Source organism: Rhodococcus sp. As11, from assembly GCF_048957735.1.
In the GTDB taxonomy this organism is placed as follows: domain Bacteria; phylum Actinomycetota; class Actinomycetes; order Mycobacteriales; family Mycobacteriaceae; genus Rhodococcus; species Rhodococcus gordoniae.
In genome coordinates, this window is record NZ_JARDJE010000023.1 from 65,943 (window position 1) to 80,182 (window position 14,240).

12 protein-coding genes are annotated in these 14,240 nt (G+C 69.5%); all 12 read left to right on the forward strand.

Annotation, left to right across the window (positions count from 1 at the left end; genetic code table 11):
• The first annotated feature begins 21 nt into the window (after window positions 1-21).
• The 12 genes from argC to tyrS all read left to right on the forward strand — a co-directional run bounded on the left by argC (window position 22) and on the right by tyrS (window position 13,900).
• Complete coding sequence (gene argC / locus PV766_RS21095; RefSeq protein WP_129976044.1) at window positions 22-1,095, forward strand: N-acetyl-gamma-glutamyl-phosphate reductase; 1,074 nt, start codon at window positions 22-24, stop codon at window positions 1,093-1,095.
• Entirely contained in the window at window positions 1,092-2,342 is a 1,251-nt protein-coding gene (argJ, locus tag PV766_RS21100; protein ID WP_064064219.1) for a bifunctional glutamate N-acetyltransferase/amino-acid acetyltransferase ArgJ, read from the forward strand. The genes argC and argJ overlap by 4 nt, the downstream gene beginning before the upstream one ends.
• The gene (gene argB / locus PV766_RS21105) at window positions 2,339-3,277 is read left to right on the forward strand and encodes an acetylglutamate kinase (RefSeq protein WP_016934580.1); all 939 of its coding nucleotides are present in this window, start codon (window positions 2,339-2,341) and stop codon (window positions 3,275-3,277) included. The genes argJ and argB overlap by 4 nt, the downstream gene beginning before the upstream one ends.
• On the forward strand, window positions 3,274-4,461 hold the full coding sequence (locus PV766_RS21110) for an acetylornithine transaminase (RefSeq protein WP_421097798.1): 1,188 nt from the start codon (window positions 3,274-3,276) through the stop codon (window positions 4,459-4,461). Before argB ends, PV766_RS21110 begins: the two co-directional genes overlap by 4 nt.
• 2 nt (window positions 4,462-4,463) lie before the next feature.
• Window positions 4,464-5,393, forward strand: coding sequence for an ornithine carbamoyltransferase (gene argF / locus PV766_RS21115; RefSeq protein ID WP_421097799.1), 930 nt, complete (start codon window positions 4,464-4,466; stop codon window positions 5,391-5,393).
• Entirely contained in the window at window positions 5,318-5,905 is a 588-nt protein-coding gene (locus tag PV766_RS21120) for an arginine repressor (protein ID WP_421097800.1), read from the forward strand. Before argF ends, PV766_RS21120 begins: the two co-directional genes overlap by 76 nt.
• Window positions 5,906-5,952: 47 nt before the next feature.
• The gene (locus PV766_RS21125) at window positions 5,953-7,152 is read left to right on the forward strand and encodes an argininosuccinate synthase (RefSeq protein WP_064064217.1); all 1,200 of its coding nucleotides are present in this window, start codon (window positions 5,953-5,955) and stop codon (window positions 7,150-7,152) included.
• A 2-nt stretch (window positions 7,153-7,154) separates the two neighbouring features.
• A complete protein-coding gene (gene argH, locus PV766_RS21130; RefSeq protein ID WP_421097801.1) occupies window positions 7,155-8,576 on the forward strand; it encodes an argininosuccinate lyase in 1,422 nt (473 codons plus the stop codon).
• 150 nt (window positions 8,577-8,726) lie between these two features.
• Complete coding sequence (locus PV766_RS21135; protein WP_129976036.1) at window positions 8,727-11,711, forward strand: AMP-binding protein; 2,985 nt, start codon at window positions 8,727-8,729, stop codon at window positions 11,709-11,711.
• A 39-nt stretch (window positions 11,712-11,750) separates the two neighbouring features.
• The gene (locus PV766_RS21140) at window positions 11,751-11,972 is read left to right on the forward strand and encodes a Trm112 family protein (RefSeq protein ID WP_016934280.1); all 222 of its coding nucleotides are present in this window, start codon (window positions 11,751-11,753) and stop codon (window positions 11,970-11,972) included.
• Window positions 11,957-12,607: a DNA-3-methyladenine glycosylase gene (locus tag PV766_RS21145; protein ID WP_421097802.1), complete on the forward strand. Its 651-nt coding sequence runs from the start codon at window positions 11,957-11,959 to the stop codon at window positions 12,605-12,607. Before PV766_RS21140 ends, PV766_RS21145 begins: the two co-directional genes overlap by 16 nt.
• A 15-nt stretch (window positions 12,608-12,622) precedes the next feature.
• A complete protein-coding gene (gene tyrS, locus PV766_RS21150) occupies window positions 12,623-13,900 on the forward strand; it encodes a tyrosine--tRNA ligase (RefSeq protein WP_016934278.1) in 1,278 nt (425 codons plus the stop codon).
• Window positions 13,901-14,240: the final 340 nt, after the last annotated feature.

Consider the following 14,240-nt stretch of genomic DNA (forward strand, 5'->3'; position numbering starts at 1 on the left):
TGAGAGTGCATAATCATTCGTATGGGTACTTCACCGGACTTCACCGCCACCCCCGAGTCGCCGCTACGGGTCGCCGTGGCCGGCGCCAGCGGCTACGCGGGCGGCGAGATCCTGCGCCTGCTCCTCGGCCATCCCGCCTGCCAGGACGGATCCCTCGTCATCGGCGCACTCACCGCCGGGGGCAACGCCGGCGCCACCCTGCGTGAGTTCCATCCCCACCTGCTGCCGCTCGCCGACCGCGTGCTCGGTGCCACCGACATCGACACCCTGCTCGGACACGACGTCGTCTTCCTCGGCCTGCCGCACGGCCACTCCGCCGTGATCGCCGCGCAGCTGCCCGACACCACCGTCGTGATCGATTGCGGTGCCGACTTCCGGCTCGAGAACGCCGCCGACTGGCAACGCTGGTACGGCAGCGACCACGCCGGAACCTGGCCCTACGGGATGCCCGAGCTGCCCGGCAAGCGCGACGCCCTCGTCGGCGCCACCCGCATCGCGGTCCCCGGTTGCTATCCCACTTCCGCCTCGCTCGCCCTCGCCCCAGCCGTCGCCGCGGGCATCGTCGAACCCGTCGTGCAGGTCGTGGCGGTCTCCGGCACCTCCGGCGCCGGGAAGTCCCCGAAGGTCGACCTCCTCGGCTCCGAGGTCATGGGCTCGGTCCGTGCCTACGGCGTCGGCGGCGCCCACCGCCACACCCCCGAGATCAAGCAGAACCTCTCCGCCCTCGCCGGCACCGACGTGAAGGTCTCGTTCACCCCGGTCCTCGCTCCCATGCCCCGCGGCATCCTGGCGACCTGCACCGCGCCGACCACGGTGACCGCCGCGGAGGCCCGCGCGGTCTACGAGAAGGCCTACGCCGACGAACCCTTCGTGCAGCTGCTGCCCGAGGGTGCACTGCCCACCACCGGCGCGGTGGTCGGCTCGAACGCCGTGCAGATCGCCGTCACCGTCGACCCCGACGCCGGCCTGCTCGTCGTCGTCGCCGCGCTCGACAACCTCACCAAGGGCACCGCCGGTGCCGCCGTGCAATCGATGAACCTGGCGCTCGGTCTGCCCGAGACCGCCGGCCTGTCCACCGTGGGAGTGGCTCCGTGACCGAGAACAAGTACGCCGACGACGTCTACACCGGCGCCACCGAGATCGCCGGGGGACGCCTGATCCGCAGCCAGGGCGTCACCAGCCCCGCCGGATTCCGGGCCGCCGGCATCCCCGCGGGCATCAAGATCTCCGGCCGGCAGGACCTCGCCCTCGTGGTCAACGAAGGCCCCGAACTCACCGCCGCCGGCGTCTTCACCATGAACAAGGTCAAGGCCGCCCCCGTCCTGTGGTCCCAGCAGGTCCTGAAGTCGGGCAGCCTGCGCGCGGTGATCCTCAACTCCGGCGGCGCCAACGCATGCACCGGCGCCGGGGGGTTCCAGGACACCCACGCCACCGCCGAGGCCGTCGCCGACGCCCTGAGCAACTGGGGCACCGAGACCGGGGCCGGTGAGGTCGCCGTGTGCTCGACCGGCCTGATCGGCGACCGCCTGCCGATGGACAAGGTGCTCTCCGGCGTGCAGGAGATCGTCCACGAGCTCGCCGGTGGTATCTCCGGCGGCACCGACGCCGCCTACGCCATCATGACCACCGACACCGTGCCCAAGCAGGCTGCCCTGCACCACGCCGACAAGTGGAACGTCGGCGGCATGGCCAAGGGCGCCGGCATGCTCGCCCCCGCCCTGGCGACCATGCTGTGCGTGGTCACCACCGACGCCGTCGCCACCGCCGAGCAACTCGACACCGCGCTGCGCCACGCGTCCCGGCTCACCTTCGACCGCCTCGACGTCGACGGCGCGACCTCCACCAACGACACCGTGCTGCTGCTGGCCTCCGGCGCCAGCGGGATCACCCCGAGCCAGGACGATCTGAACGCCGCCGTCCTCGCCGTGTGCGACGACCTCGCCGAGCAGATGATGGCCGACGCCGAAGGAGTCACCAAGCGCGTCACCGTCACTGTCCGTGGTGCCGTCAGCGAGGCCGACGCCCTGATCGGGGCGCGCACCGTCGCCCGCGACAGCCTCGTCAAGACCGCCCTGTTCGGTTCCGACCCCAACTGGGGACGTGTGCTCGCCGCCATCGGCATCGCCCCGATCGAACTCGACCCCGACAAGATCTCGGTGTCGTTCAACGGCAATCCCGTGTGCATCGACGGCGTCGGCGCCCCCGGCGCCCGCGAGGTCGACCTGTCCGCCGCCGACATCGCCCTCGACATCGACCTCGGTCTCGGCGACGCGCAGGTGTCCATCCGCACCACCGACCTCTCGCACGCCTACGTCGAAGAGAACTCGGCGTACTCGTCGTGACCGGCACGAGCACAGGAGACGACGTGACCGACGCACTGATCGCCGACCTCACCTCGCACCAGAAGGCGTTCGTCCTCGCCGAGGCCCTGCCGTGGCTGCAGAAGTTCCGCGACAAGATCGTGGTCGTCAAGTACGGCGGCAACGCCATGATCGACGACACCCTCAAGTCCGCCTTCGCCGCCGACATGGCGTTCCTGCGCACCGTCGGCATCCACCCCGTGGTGGTCCACGGCGGCGGCCCGCAGATCAACGCCATGCTGAAGCGCCTCGGCCTCGAAGGCGAGTTCCGCGGCGGCTTCCGCGTCACCACCCCCGAGGTCATGGACGTCGTGCGGATGGTGCTCTTCGGGCAGGTCGGCCGCGAACTCGTCGGCCTGATCAACAGCCACGGCCCGTACGCCGTCGGCACCTCCGGCGAAGACGCCGGGCTGTTCACCGCGACCCGCCGCACGGTCGTCGTCGACGGCGAGGACACCGACATCGGTCTCGTCGGCGACGTCACCGCCGTCGACCCCGGTGCGGTGCTCGACCTCATCGCCGCCGGCCGTATCCCCGTGGTCTCCACGATCGCGCCCGACGCCGACGGGGTGGTGCACAACATCAACGCCGACACCGCCGCAGCGGCCCTGGCCGAAGCGCTCGGCGCGGAGAAGCTGGTCGTGCTCACCGACGTCGAGGGCCTCTACACGAACTGGCCCGATCGCGGCTCGCTCACCTCCCGGATCGACGCCGATGCCCTCACCGCGCTGCTGCCGTCGCTCGACTCCGGCATGGTCCCCAAAATGGAGGCGTGCCTGCGTGCCGTGCAGGGCGGAGTGCCCAGCGCGCATGTCATCGACGGCCGCCGAGCGCACTCCGTGCTCCTCGAACTGTTCACCGAAGAAGGCATCGGCACCATGGTGGTGCCGGTCTCCGAGAAGGAAGGCCCCGCATGACCGGCACGTCCGACCTCCAGCAGCGCTGGGCGGGTTCGCTGATGAACAACTACGGCGTGCCCAAGGTCGCCCTGGTCGCCGGTGACGGCGCCGTGCTCACCGACGCCGACGGCAAGCAGTACCTCGATCTGCTCGGCGGCATCGCCGTCAACAGCCTCGGCCACCGTCACCCGGCGATCATCGAGGCCGTGACCGCGCAGCTGAACCAGCTCGGCCACGTGTCGAACCTGTACGCCTCGCCGCCGGTGCTCGAACTCGCCGAGAAACTCCTCGCGCACTTCGGTCACGAGGGCCGCGCCTTCTTCTGCAACTCCGGCACCGAGGCCAACGAGGCGGCGTTCAAGATCGCCCGGCTCACCGGACGGCCGAAGATCGTCGCGTGCGAGAAGGCCTTCCACGGCCGCACCATGGGCGCTCTCGCCCTCACCGGCCAGCCCGACAAGCGTGCGCCCTTCGAGCCGATGCCCGCCGGCGTCGAGTTCGTACCCTACGGCGATCTCGCCGCGCTCGACGCCGCGATCGACGAGAACACCGCCGCCGTCTTCCTCGAACCGATCATGGGCGAATCCGGCGTCGTCGTCCCGCCCGAGGGCTATCTCGCCGGCGCGCGCCGCCTCACCACCGAACGCGGCGCCCTGCTCGTGCTCGACGAGGTCCAGACCGGCATCGCCCGCACCGGCACCTTCTTCGCCCACCAGGCTGCGGGAATCACCCCCGATGTGATGACCCTCGCCAAGGGCCTCGGCGGTGGTCTGCCTATCGGCGCCGTTCTCGCGACCGGCCCGGCCGCCGAGCTGTTCCAGCCCGGCAAGCACGGCACCACCTTCGGCGGCAACCCGGTGTGCGCGGCGGCGGCACTCGCGGTGCTTCGCACGATCGACGAACAGAACCTGCTCGATCACGTGGACGCCGTCGGCAAGACCCTCGCCGCCGGCATCGAGGACATCGGGCATCCGCTCGTGTCGCACGTGCGCGGGTCCGGGCTGCTGCGTGGCATCGTCCTCACCGCCGCGAAGGCACCGGCCGTCGAAACCGCTGCCCGCGAGGCCGGTTTCCTCGTCAACGCCGCTGCCCCCGACGTGATCCGTCTCGCGCCCCCGCTGATCCTCACCGAACCGCAGGCCGAGAGCTTCGTGACAGCGCTGCCCGCGATCCTCGACACCGCCGACCGGGAAGGAAACTGACCGTGCTCCGCCACTTCCTGCGCGACGACGACCTCACCCCGGCCGAACAGACCGAGGTACTCGAACTCGCCGCCGAACTCAAGAAGGCACCGCTGTCCCGCCGCCCCCTCGAAGGGCCCCTCAGCGTCGCAGTGCTGTTCGACAAGACCTCCACCCGCACCCGCTTCTCGTTCGACGCCGGCATCGCCCAGCTGGGCGGCCACGCCATCGTCGTCGACACCGGCGCCACCCAGATCGGTAAGGGCGAAACCCTCGAGGACACCGCCCGGATGTTCTCCCGCTTCACCGAAGCGGTGGTGTGGCGCACCTACGGCCAGGACCGCATCGAGACGCTCGCCGCGCACTCGACCGTGCCCGTCGTCAACGCGCTCACCGACACCTTCCACCCCTGCCAGGTCCTCGCCGACCTGCAGACCGTCCGCGAGCGCAAGGGCAGCACCGCAGGGCTGCGCATGACCTATTTCGGCGACGGCGCGAACAACATGGCGCATTCGCTCATGCTCGGCGGCGTCACCGCCGGCATGCACGTGACCATCGCGTCCCCGGCCGGATTCACCCCCGACCCGCAGGTCGTCGCCGCGACCCGCGCGCGGGCCGAGCAGACCGGCGGCACCGTCACCGTCACCGACGACCCGCGCGCCGGAGCCGCCGACGCCGACGTGCTCGTCACCGATACCTGGGTGTCGATGGGGCAGGAGGACGACGGCAAGGACCGCGAGGCCCCCTTCCGGCCGTTCCAACTGAACGACGAGCTCGTCTCCCTCGCCGACGCCGACTCGATCGTGCTGCACTGCCTGCCCGCCTACCGCGGCAAGGAGATCACCGCCGAGGTCATCGACGGGCCGCGGTCGGTGGTGTGGGACGAGGCCGAGAACCGCCTGCACGCGCAGAAGGCCCTGCTCGTGTGGCTGCTCGAGCAGGGCCGGAGCTGACCGTGAGCACGGCGGCGAACCAGGCGGACAGCGCGGCGAGCGCGCCGACACGCGCGGCACGGCAGGCCCGTATCGTCGCTCTGCTCGCCGCACATCCCGTGCGCAGCCACACCGAACTCGCCGCTCTGCTCGCCGCGGACGGCATCGAGGTGTCCACCGCCACCCTCTCCCGCGACCTCGAGGAACTCGGGGCCGTGAAGCTCCGCGGGGCCGACGGGGGAGCGGGGGTGTACGTCGTCCCGGAGGACGGCAGCCCCGTGCGCGGCGTGACCGGCGGCACCGACCGCCTGTCCCGTCTCCTCGGTGAACTGCTGGTGTCGACCGACTCGAGCGGCAACATCGCCGTGCTGCGCACCCCGCCGGGGGCAGCGCACTATCTGGCCAGTGCACTCGATCGGGCATCATTACCCGAGGTGGTCGGAACGATCGCCGGCGACGACACCATCGCGGTCATCGCCCGCGAACCGACGACGGGAGCCGAACTGGCCGCGAAAATCGAATCACTCACCTGACCTACCACTCATAGACGCACGTCGAAATACAAAGGAGCACAAAGACAATGGCCGAACGCGTCGTACTCGCCTATTCGGGCGGGCTGGACACCTCCGTCGCCATCAGCTGGATCGGCAAGGAGACCGGCAAGGAGGTCGTCGCCGTCGCCATCGACCTCGGCCAGGGTGGCGAGGACATGGAGGTCGTGCGTCAGCGCGCCCTCGACTGCGGTGCCGTCGAATCGATCGTCGTCGACGCCAAGGACGAGTTCGCCAACGAGTACTGCCTGCCCACCGTCCAGGCCAACGCGCTCTACATGGATCGCTACCCGCTGGTCTCGGCCATCAGCCGCCCGCTGATCGTCAAGCACATCGTGCAGGCCGCCCGCGAGCACGGCGGCACCGTCGTCTCGCACGGCTGCACCGGCAAGGGCAACGACCAGGTCCGCTTCGAGGTCGGCTTCGGTGCCCTCGCTCCCGACCTCCAGGTCATCGCACCGGTCCGCGACTACGCCTGGACCCGCGAGAAGGCCATCGCCTTCGCCGAGGAGCACGGCCTTCCCATCAACGTCACCAAGCGCTCGCCGTTCTCCATCGATCAGAACGTGTGGGGCCGCGCCGTCGAGACCGGCTTCCTCGAAGACCTGTGGAACGCCCCCACCAAGGACGTCTACGACTACACCGAGGATCCCACCGCCCACTGGCAGGCCCCCGACGAGCTGATCGTCAGCTTCGAGGCCGGCCGCCCCGTCGCCATCGACGGCAAGCACGTCACCGTCCTCGAGGCGATCCAGGAACTCAACCGTCGCGCCGGTGCCCAGGGTGTGGGCCGTCTCGACATGGTCGAGGACCGCCTCGTCGGCATCAAGAGCCGCGAGATCTACGAGGCACCCGGCGCCATCGCGCTGATCACCGCGCACCAGGAACTCGAGCACGTCACCCTCGAGCGCGAACTCGGCCGCTACAAGCGGCGCGTCGAGGAGCGCTGGAGCGAACTGGTCTACGACGGCCTGTGGTTCTCCCCGCTGAAGACCGCCCTCGACGCCTTCGTCGCGAACACCCAGGAACGCGTCACCGGCGACATCCGCATGGTGCTCCACGGTGGGCACATCACCGTCAACGGCCGCCGCAGCCCCGAGTCGCTCTACGATTTCAACCTCGCCACCTACGACGAGGGCGACAGCTTCGACCAGTCCAACGCCAAGGGCTTCGTGCAGATCCACGGCCTGTCGTCGAAGGTCGCCGCGAAGCGCGATCTGGGCCTGTAGTCATGACGGCTCACGGCACCAACGAAGGTGCCCTGTGGGGCGGCCGGTTCGCATCCGGACCGGCCGCCGCCATGGCGGCGCTGAGCAAGTCCACGCACTTCGACTGGGCCCTGGCCCCGTACGACGTGCGCGCCTCGCAGGCCCATGCCAAGGTCCTGCACCGCGCCGGACTCCTCACCGACGACGACCTCGCCACGATGCTCGACGGCCTCGACCGACTCGCCGCCGATGTGGCCTCGGGTGCGTTCGGTCCCGCCGAATCCGACGAGGACGTGCACGGCGCGCTCGAACGGGGACTCATCGAGCGGGTCGGTCCCGAGGTCGGCGGCCGGCTCCGCGCGGGCCGCTCCCGCAACGACCAGGTCGCGACGCTGTTCCGGATGTGGCTGCGCGACAGCGCGCGGCGCATCGCCGACGGTGTCCTCGACGTGGTGGAAGCGATCGCCGGCCAGGCCGCGGCCCACCCCGATGCCGTGATGCCCGGCAAGACGCACCTGCAGGCGGCGCAGCCCGTGCTGCTCGCACACCACCTGCTGGCCCACGCACACCCGCTGTTGCGCGACGTCGACCGGCTGCGCGACTTCGACAAGCGCGCGGCGGTGTCGCCGTACGGGTCGGGTGCGCTGGCCGGATCGTCGCTCGGTCTCGACCCCGACGCGATCGCGGCCGATCTGGGCTTCGACTCCGCGGCCGACAACTCCATCGACGCGACCAGTTCTCGTGACTTCGCGGCGGAAGCGGCCTTCGTCTTCGCGCAGATCGCCGTCGACCTCTCCCGCATGGCGGAGGAGGTCATCCTGTGGAGCACTCCCGAGTTCGGATACGTCACCCTCGCGGACGAATGGTCGACCGGGTCGTCGATCATGCCGCAGAAGAAGAACCCGGACGTCTCCGAGCTCACCCGCGGTAAGGCCGGTCGCCTCATCGGCAACCTCACCGGACTGCTGGCCACCCTCAAGGCGCAGCCGCTGGCCTACAACCGCGACCTGCAGGAGGACAAGGAGCCGGTCTTCGACTCGGTGGCGCAGCTCGAGCTGCTGCTCCCGGCCATTGCCGGTCTCGTCTCGACGCTGACCTTCCACACCGAGCGCATGGCCGAACTCGCTCCCGCCGGCTTCACCCTCGCGACCGACATCGCCGAGTGGATGGTCCGGCAGGGCGTACCGTTCCGCGTCGCCCACGAGGCGGCCGGTGCGTGCGTGCGGGCCGCCGAGGGGCGCGGAGTCGGCCTCGAGGACCTCACCGACGACGAACTGGCCGGTGTCGATCCGGCACTGACCCCGCAGGTGCGGGACGTGCTCACGGTCGAAGGCTCGATCGCCTCGCGCGACGCGCGTGGCGGTACCGCGGGCGTGCGGGTCGTCGAGCAGCTCGGCCGCGTGCGCGATGCCGCGGTGCAGTTGCGCGACTGGGTCCGCGGCTGACCCACCTGCCGTCCCGGGCACCCCGAGTTGCCCGGGACGGTCACGGTGGTGTGGCAGGCTGGCACATACTCTCGGCACGCAGCGGGTACCGGTGTAGAACCGCAGGTGCCGGGGACCCGTGCGGATACATCGTCGAGAGGGGAGCGGACCGTGGGACTGGACGCCGATGTAGTGGCCGAGTCGATGCGACGGCTCGTCGCCACCGCCCAGAACGGTCTCGACGTCCTGCGGTTCGGTGGCCTCGAACCGGACCGGTCGTCCTCGCCGTACCAGGTCGTCGAACGCACCGCGATGTACCGACTCCGCCGGTACTTCCCCGAATCGGACACCGCTTCCACGGGCATCCCGATCGTCCTCGTACCGCCCATGATGGTGTCCGCCGAGGTCTACGACGTCACCCGTGACGCCGGCGCCGTCGGCACCCTCCACGCCGCGGGACTCGACCCGTGGGTCGTGGACTTCGGTTCGCCCGACCAGGAGGAGGGCGGCTGGAAGCGCACCCTCACCGATCATCTCCTCGCCCTCGACGAGATCGTCGACCGCGTGCGCGCCTACACCGGCCACGACGTCCACCTCGGTGGATACTCGCAGGGCGGAATGTTCTGCTATCAGGTGGCCGCGTACCGGCGCAGCCGCGGCATCGCGAGCCTGATCACTTTCGGCAGCCCCGTCGACACCCTCGCCGCGCTGCCCTTCGGGATCCCCGAGATCGTCGCGACCCACTCCGCGGACTTCCTCGCCGACCACGTCTTCAACCGCCTCGCGATCACCGGATGGATGGCGCGCACCGGCTTCCAGCTGCTCGATCCGGTCAAGACCGTGCGATCGCGCATCGACTTCCTGCTCCAGCTCCACGACAGGGAAGCGCTGCTGCCGCGCGAGCCGCAACGCCGGTTCCTCGACACCGAGGGGTGGGTGGCGTGGTCCGGTCCGGCCGTCGCCGAGATGCTGCGCCAGTTCATCGCCCACAATCGCATGGTCAGTGGCGGTTTCGTCGTCAACGACCGGGTGGTGAGCCTCGCCGAGATCACCTGTCCCGTCCTCGCGTTCGTCGGCGAGGTCGACGACATCGGGCAACCGCTCGCCGTGCGCGGTATCCGCAAAGCGGCACCCCGCGCGGAGATCTACGAATGCACTTTGCGTGCAGGGCATTTCGGGCTCGTCGTGGGCAGCGTTGCCGGCCAGCAGACGTGGCCCTCGGTCGGCGAATGGGTGCAGTGGCGCGAGGGAGTCGGTGATCGTCCCGTCGGTATGGCGCCGATGGTCGTGCCCGATCCGAAGGACGAAGGCACCGGCGTCTCGGTCGCATCCCGCATCACCCACACCGTCGCGACCCTCGCCGACGTGGGAACGGACTTCGGTAGAGGAGTTGCGGGGATTGCCGTCGGCGCCGTCCGCGGCGCACGCGATCTCACCGGTGAGGCCGCACGCGCGTTGCCCCGGCTCGCGCGGCTCGGACAGATCCAGTCGCGCACCCGCATCTCCGTCGGGGGTCTGCTCGCCGAGATCGGCCGCAAGTCGCCGAAACGGGAGTGCTTCATCTTCGAGGACCGCGTCTACACATTCGACGCTGTGAACCGCCGGATCGACAACGTCGTGCTCGGTCTCGTCGACAACGGCGTCCGCCCCGCGATGCACGTCGGGATCCTCATGGACGTGCGTCCCAGTGCTATGGCCGCGGTCGCCGCGATCTCCCGCCTCGGCGGTGTCTCCGTGCTGATCCCGCCCGGACCGGACGTCGCGGAGGCCGTGCGCCTCGGCGGTGTCGAGAAGATCGTGGCCGATCCGGAGAACCTCGATGCGGCCGTGGCGACCGGTCTGCCCGTGCTGGTGCTCGGTGGTGGCGACGTTCGCGACCTCGACATCGAACCCGGCACCGACGTCGTCGATCTCGAACGACTCGACATCTCGTCGGTGCAACTGCCGGGGTGGTACGTCCCCGATCCCGGTCTTGCGCGGGAGCTCGCGTTCGTCCTCTTCTCCGGCAGCGGCGACACGCTCGCGGTGCGGCGGGTCACCAACTACCGGTGGGCGCTGTCGGCCTTCGGTACGGCGACCGCCGCCTCGCTCGGTCGCGGCGACACGATGTATTGCCTTGCGCCTCTGCATCATTCGTCCGGTCTTCTGGTCAGTTTCGGTGGGGCGCTGGCGGGTGGAGCGCGTATCGCGTTGTCCCGCGGGCTGAATCCCTCGCTGTTCAGCGATGAGGTGCACCGCTACGGCGTCACCGTCGTCACCTACACCTGGGCGATGTTGCGTGAGGTGCTCGACAGCCCCTCGCTGCACATCGACGCCATCCATCCCATCCGGTTGTTCATCGGATCCGGTATGCCACCGGGGTTGTGGCGCCGCACGCTCGACAGGTTCCAGCCTGCGCGGGTGCTCGAGTTCTACGCCTCGACCGAGGGCAACGTCGTGCTCGCGAACGTCTCCGGTTCGAAGATCGGCTCGAAGGGCCGGCCGCTGCCCGGCAGCGCCGACGTGCGGCTCGCCGCCTACGACGCCGGCGCGGGCCGACTCGTCGAGGACGACCGCGGGTTCGTGCGGGAGGCGCGGGTCGGTGAGGTCGGACTGCTGCTCGGCAAACCCGGGCCCGCCGCCTCGGCGCTCACCGGCGTCATGCGCGGGGTGTTCGAACCGGGCGACGTGTGGGTGCCCACCGACAACCTGTTCCGGCGCGACGCCGACGGCGACTTCTGGCTGCTCGACAGCCGACGGACGGTGATCCCCACCTTCCACGGTCCGGTCTTCACCCAGAGCGTGACCGACGTCCTCGAAGCGATCCCGCGCGTCGACCTCGCCGTCGCCTACGGGATCTCGGTGGGCGGACGCGACATCGCGGTGGCCGCGTGCACGTTGCGGGGCAACCGGGCACCGACGGCGGCAGAGATCACCGCAGCGTTCGACGCGATTGCGCCCGACGAACGGCCGGATCTGGTGCACATCGTGCACGACATCCCCTTGGGGCCGTCCTATCGTCCGGCGGCCGACGGGCTGCGCGAACAGGGATTGCCCGTTCCCACCGTCCGCACCTGGTACCTGAGCCCCGACACGGGGACGTACAAGAGATTCACCAAGGCCGTCGCGCTGGCCTGGAAGGCGGGCACGGCCGGTTCGCCCGCCGGGGCGCGGTAACCTGGTTCCGGTTCGGTTCCGCCCTTCGAAAGGACATCCGTGGCTGTCGATCCCACGTTGCTGAGCATTCTGGCCTGTCCCGAGGACAAGGGGCCGTTGCTTCTCGTCGACGACGCGGTCCTCTACAACCCCCGCCTGCGGCGGGCGTATCCGATCGAGAACGGCATTCCCGTCCTCCTCGTCGACGAGGCCCGCGAGGTCACCGATGCCGAGCACAACGACTTCACCGCGCGCGGTGTCGCCGGATGGAGTGCAGACTGAGCCGCTGCAGCAGATCCGTTCGCGGCGAGCTCGAGGGACTCGATCCGGTCGAGGCAGCCGCCGCGCTGCTCGGAGCGACGGTCCGGGTAGGGGAGATCACCGTCCTGCTGACCGAGGTCGAGGCCTACGGCGGGCCCGAGGACGGACCGTGGCCGGACCCGGCAGCGCACTCGTATCGAGGACCGACCCCGCGCAATTCCGTCATGTTCGGGCCCGCAGGACATCTGTACGTCTACCGGAGCTACGGCCTGCACTTCTGCGCGAACATCTCCCTCGGTCCCGATGGCACCGCCGCAGCAGTGCTGTTACGGGGCGGTGAGGTCGTCGCCGGAGAACAGGCCGCCCGGGCCCGTCGCACCCCCGGCACGCCGTTCGCCAACCTCGCTCGGGGCCCCGGAAATCTGGCCGCTGCCCTCGGTCTCGACCTGGCCGACAACGGCATCGACGTGGGCGTCTCCGATGCCCGGGTGCGCGTGGAACTTCCGGCAGAGCCGCTGGTCGGCGAGGTCGCACGCGGTCCACGGGTGGGGATCAGCGTCGCCGCCGACAGGCCGTGGCGGTTGTGGATTCCCGGCGCCGTCGGAGTCTCCGCGTACCGGCGCAGCCCACGCGCGCCCGCCGCTCCTCACGGGTGATGGGATGATCGAACGGTGACTGAGCACATCCTCGACGAACTGACCTGGCGCGGTCTCATCGCGCAATCGACCGATCTCGACGCACTTCGAGGCGAACTCGACAAGGGTCCGATCACCCTCTATGCCGGTTTCGATCCGACCGGTCCGAGCCTGCACGCCGGTCACCTCGTACCGCTCCTCGCTCTCAAACGTTTCCAGCGCGCCGGCCACCGGCCCATCGTTCTCGCAGGTGGCGCGACCGGCATGATCGGCGACCCACGGGACGTGGGGGAGCGGACCATGAACTCCGCCGACACCGTCGCCGAGTGGGCCGGACGGATCCGGGGACAGCTCGAACGGTTCGTCGAGTTCGACGACTCCCGGACGGGAGCCGTGGTCGTGAACAACCTCGACTGGACCCGCAATCTGTCGGTGATCGACTTCCTGCGCGACATCGGCAAGCACTTCTCGGTCAACGTGATGCTCGCTCGAGACACAGTCAAGCGCCGGCTCGAAGCCGACGGCATCTCGTACACCGAGTTCAGCTACATGCTGCTGCAGGCGAACGACTACGTGCAGCTCCGCCGCGAGCACGGGTGTGCGCTGCAGGTCGGTGGTTCCGACCAGTGGGGCAACATCATCGCCGGCGTCGAGCTCAACCGGCGAACCGACGGCGCGAGCGTGCACGCGCTGACCGTCCCGCTCGTGACCTCCTCGGACGGCAAGAAGTTCGGCAAGTCCACCGGCGGTGGCAGCCTGTGGCTCGACCCCGAGATGACCAGCCCGTACGCCTGGTACCAGTACTTCGTCAACGCGGCCGACGCCGACGTCATGAAGTACCTGCGCTGGTTCACCTTCCTCGACAAGGACGAACTCGCCGAACTCGAGACCGCCACCACGGAGCGTCCGCACGCGCGCGAGGCCCAGAAGCGGCTCGCCGCAGAGATGACGACGCTCGTCCACGGTGCGCACAACACCGCCTCGGTCGAACTGGCCAGTCGCGCACTGTTCGGCCGGGGGGAGCTCGGCGACCTCGACGAGTCCACACTCGCGGCCGCATTGACCGAGGCGTCCGTGACCGAGCTCCACGCCGGCGAACCGGACACGATCGTGGATCTGCTCGTCGCGTCGGGACTGTGCGAGAGCAAGGGCGCTGCACGGCGCACCGTCAAGGAAGGCGGGGCATCGGTCAACAACGTCCGGATCTCCTCGGAGGAGTGGACCGCGCGCGACGGAGAGCTGCTGCACGGCAGCTGGCTCGTCCTGCGCCGGGGCAAGCGGAACTTCGCCGGTGTCCGCGTCGTCCACGACTGATGCTGTTTGCCGACGCTGACGAGCCTCTGAGCAGCGGATTTGACGGCTCGTTAGCGTCGGCGTAACTTAGTCGTCGTTCGAGCGACACCGAACAGCCCGCCGGACCGAGAGGTTCGGAAATAGGCATGTTCGATGTCGCATCGATCGGCTCTCACAGAAGAGACGGGGAACGCAACGAGTTTGCGTCCCTGAAATCAGATGTGATAGCTTGGAACGGTTGCCTCGGAGCGGGTCGGACGACAGTCCGGAACGTGACGATGTGCGCGTGTTCTTTGAGAACTCAACAGTGTGCCGATGAATGTCAGTGCCAAATAATATTTGGTGCGACCACTTCACTTTT

Bases quoted from the DNA above. Each gene is read 5' to 3' on its own strand.
- PV766_RS21110 (WP_421097798.1), top strand. From the start codon at position 3,274: ATGACCGGCACGTCCGACCTCCAGCAGCGCTGGGCGGGTTCGCTGATG.
- argH (WP_421097801.1), top strand. From the start codon at position 7,155: ATGACGGCTCACGGCACCAACGAAGGTGCCCTGTGGGGCGGCCGGTTC.
- PV766_RS21145 (WP_421097802.1), top strand. From the start codon at position 11,957: ATGGAGTGCAGACTGAGCCGCTGCAGCAGATCCGTTCGCGGCGAGCTC.
- PV766_RS21125 (WP_064064217.1), top strand. From the start codon at position 5,953: ATGGCCGAACGCGTCGTACTCGCCTATTCGGGCGGGCTGGACACCTCC.
- argC (WP_129976044.1), top strand. From the start codon at position 22: ATGGGTACTTCACCGGACTTCACCGCCACCCCCGAGTCGCCGCTACGG.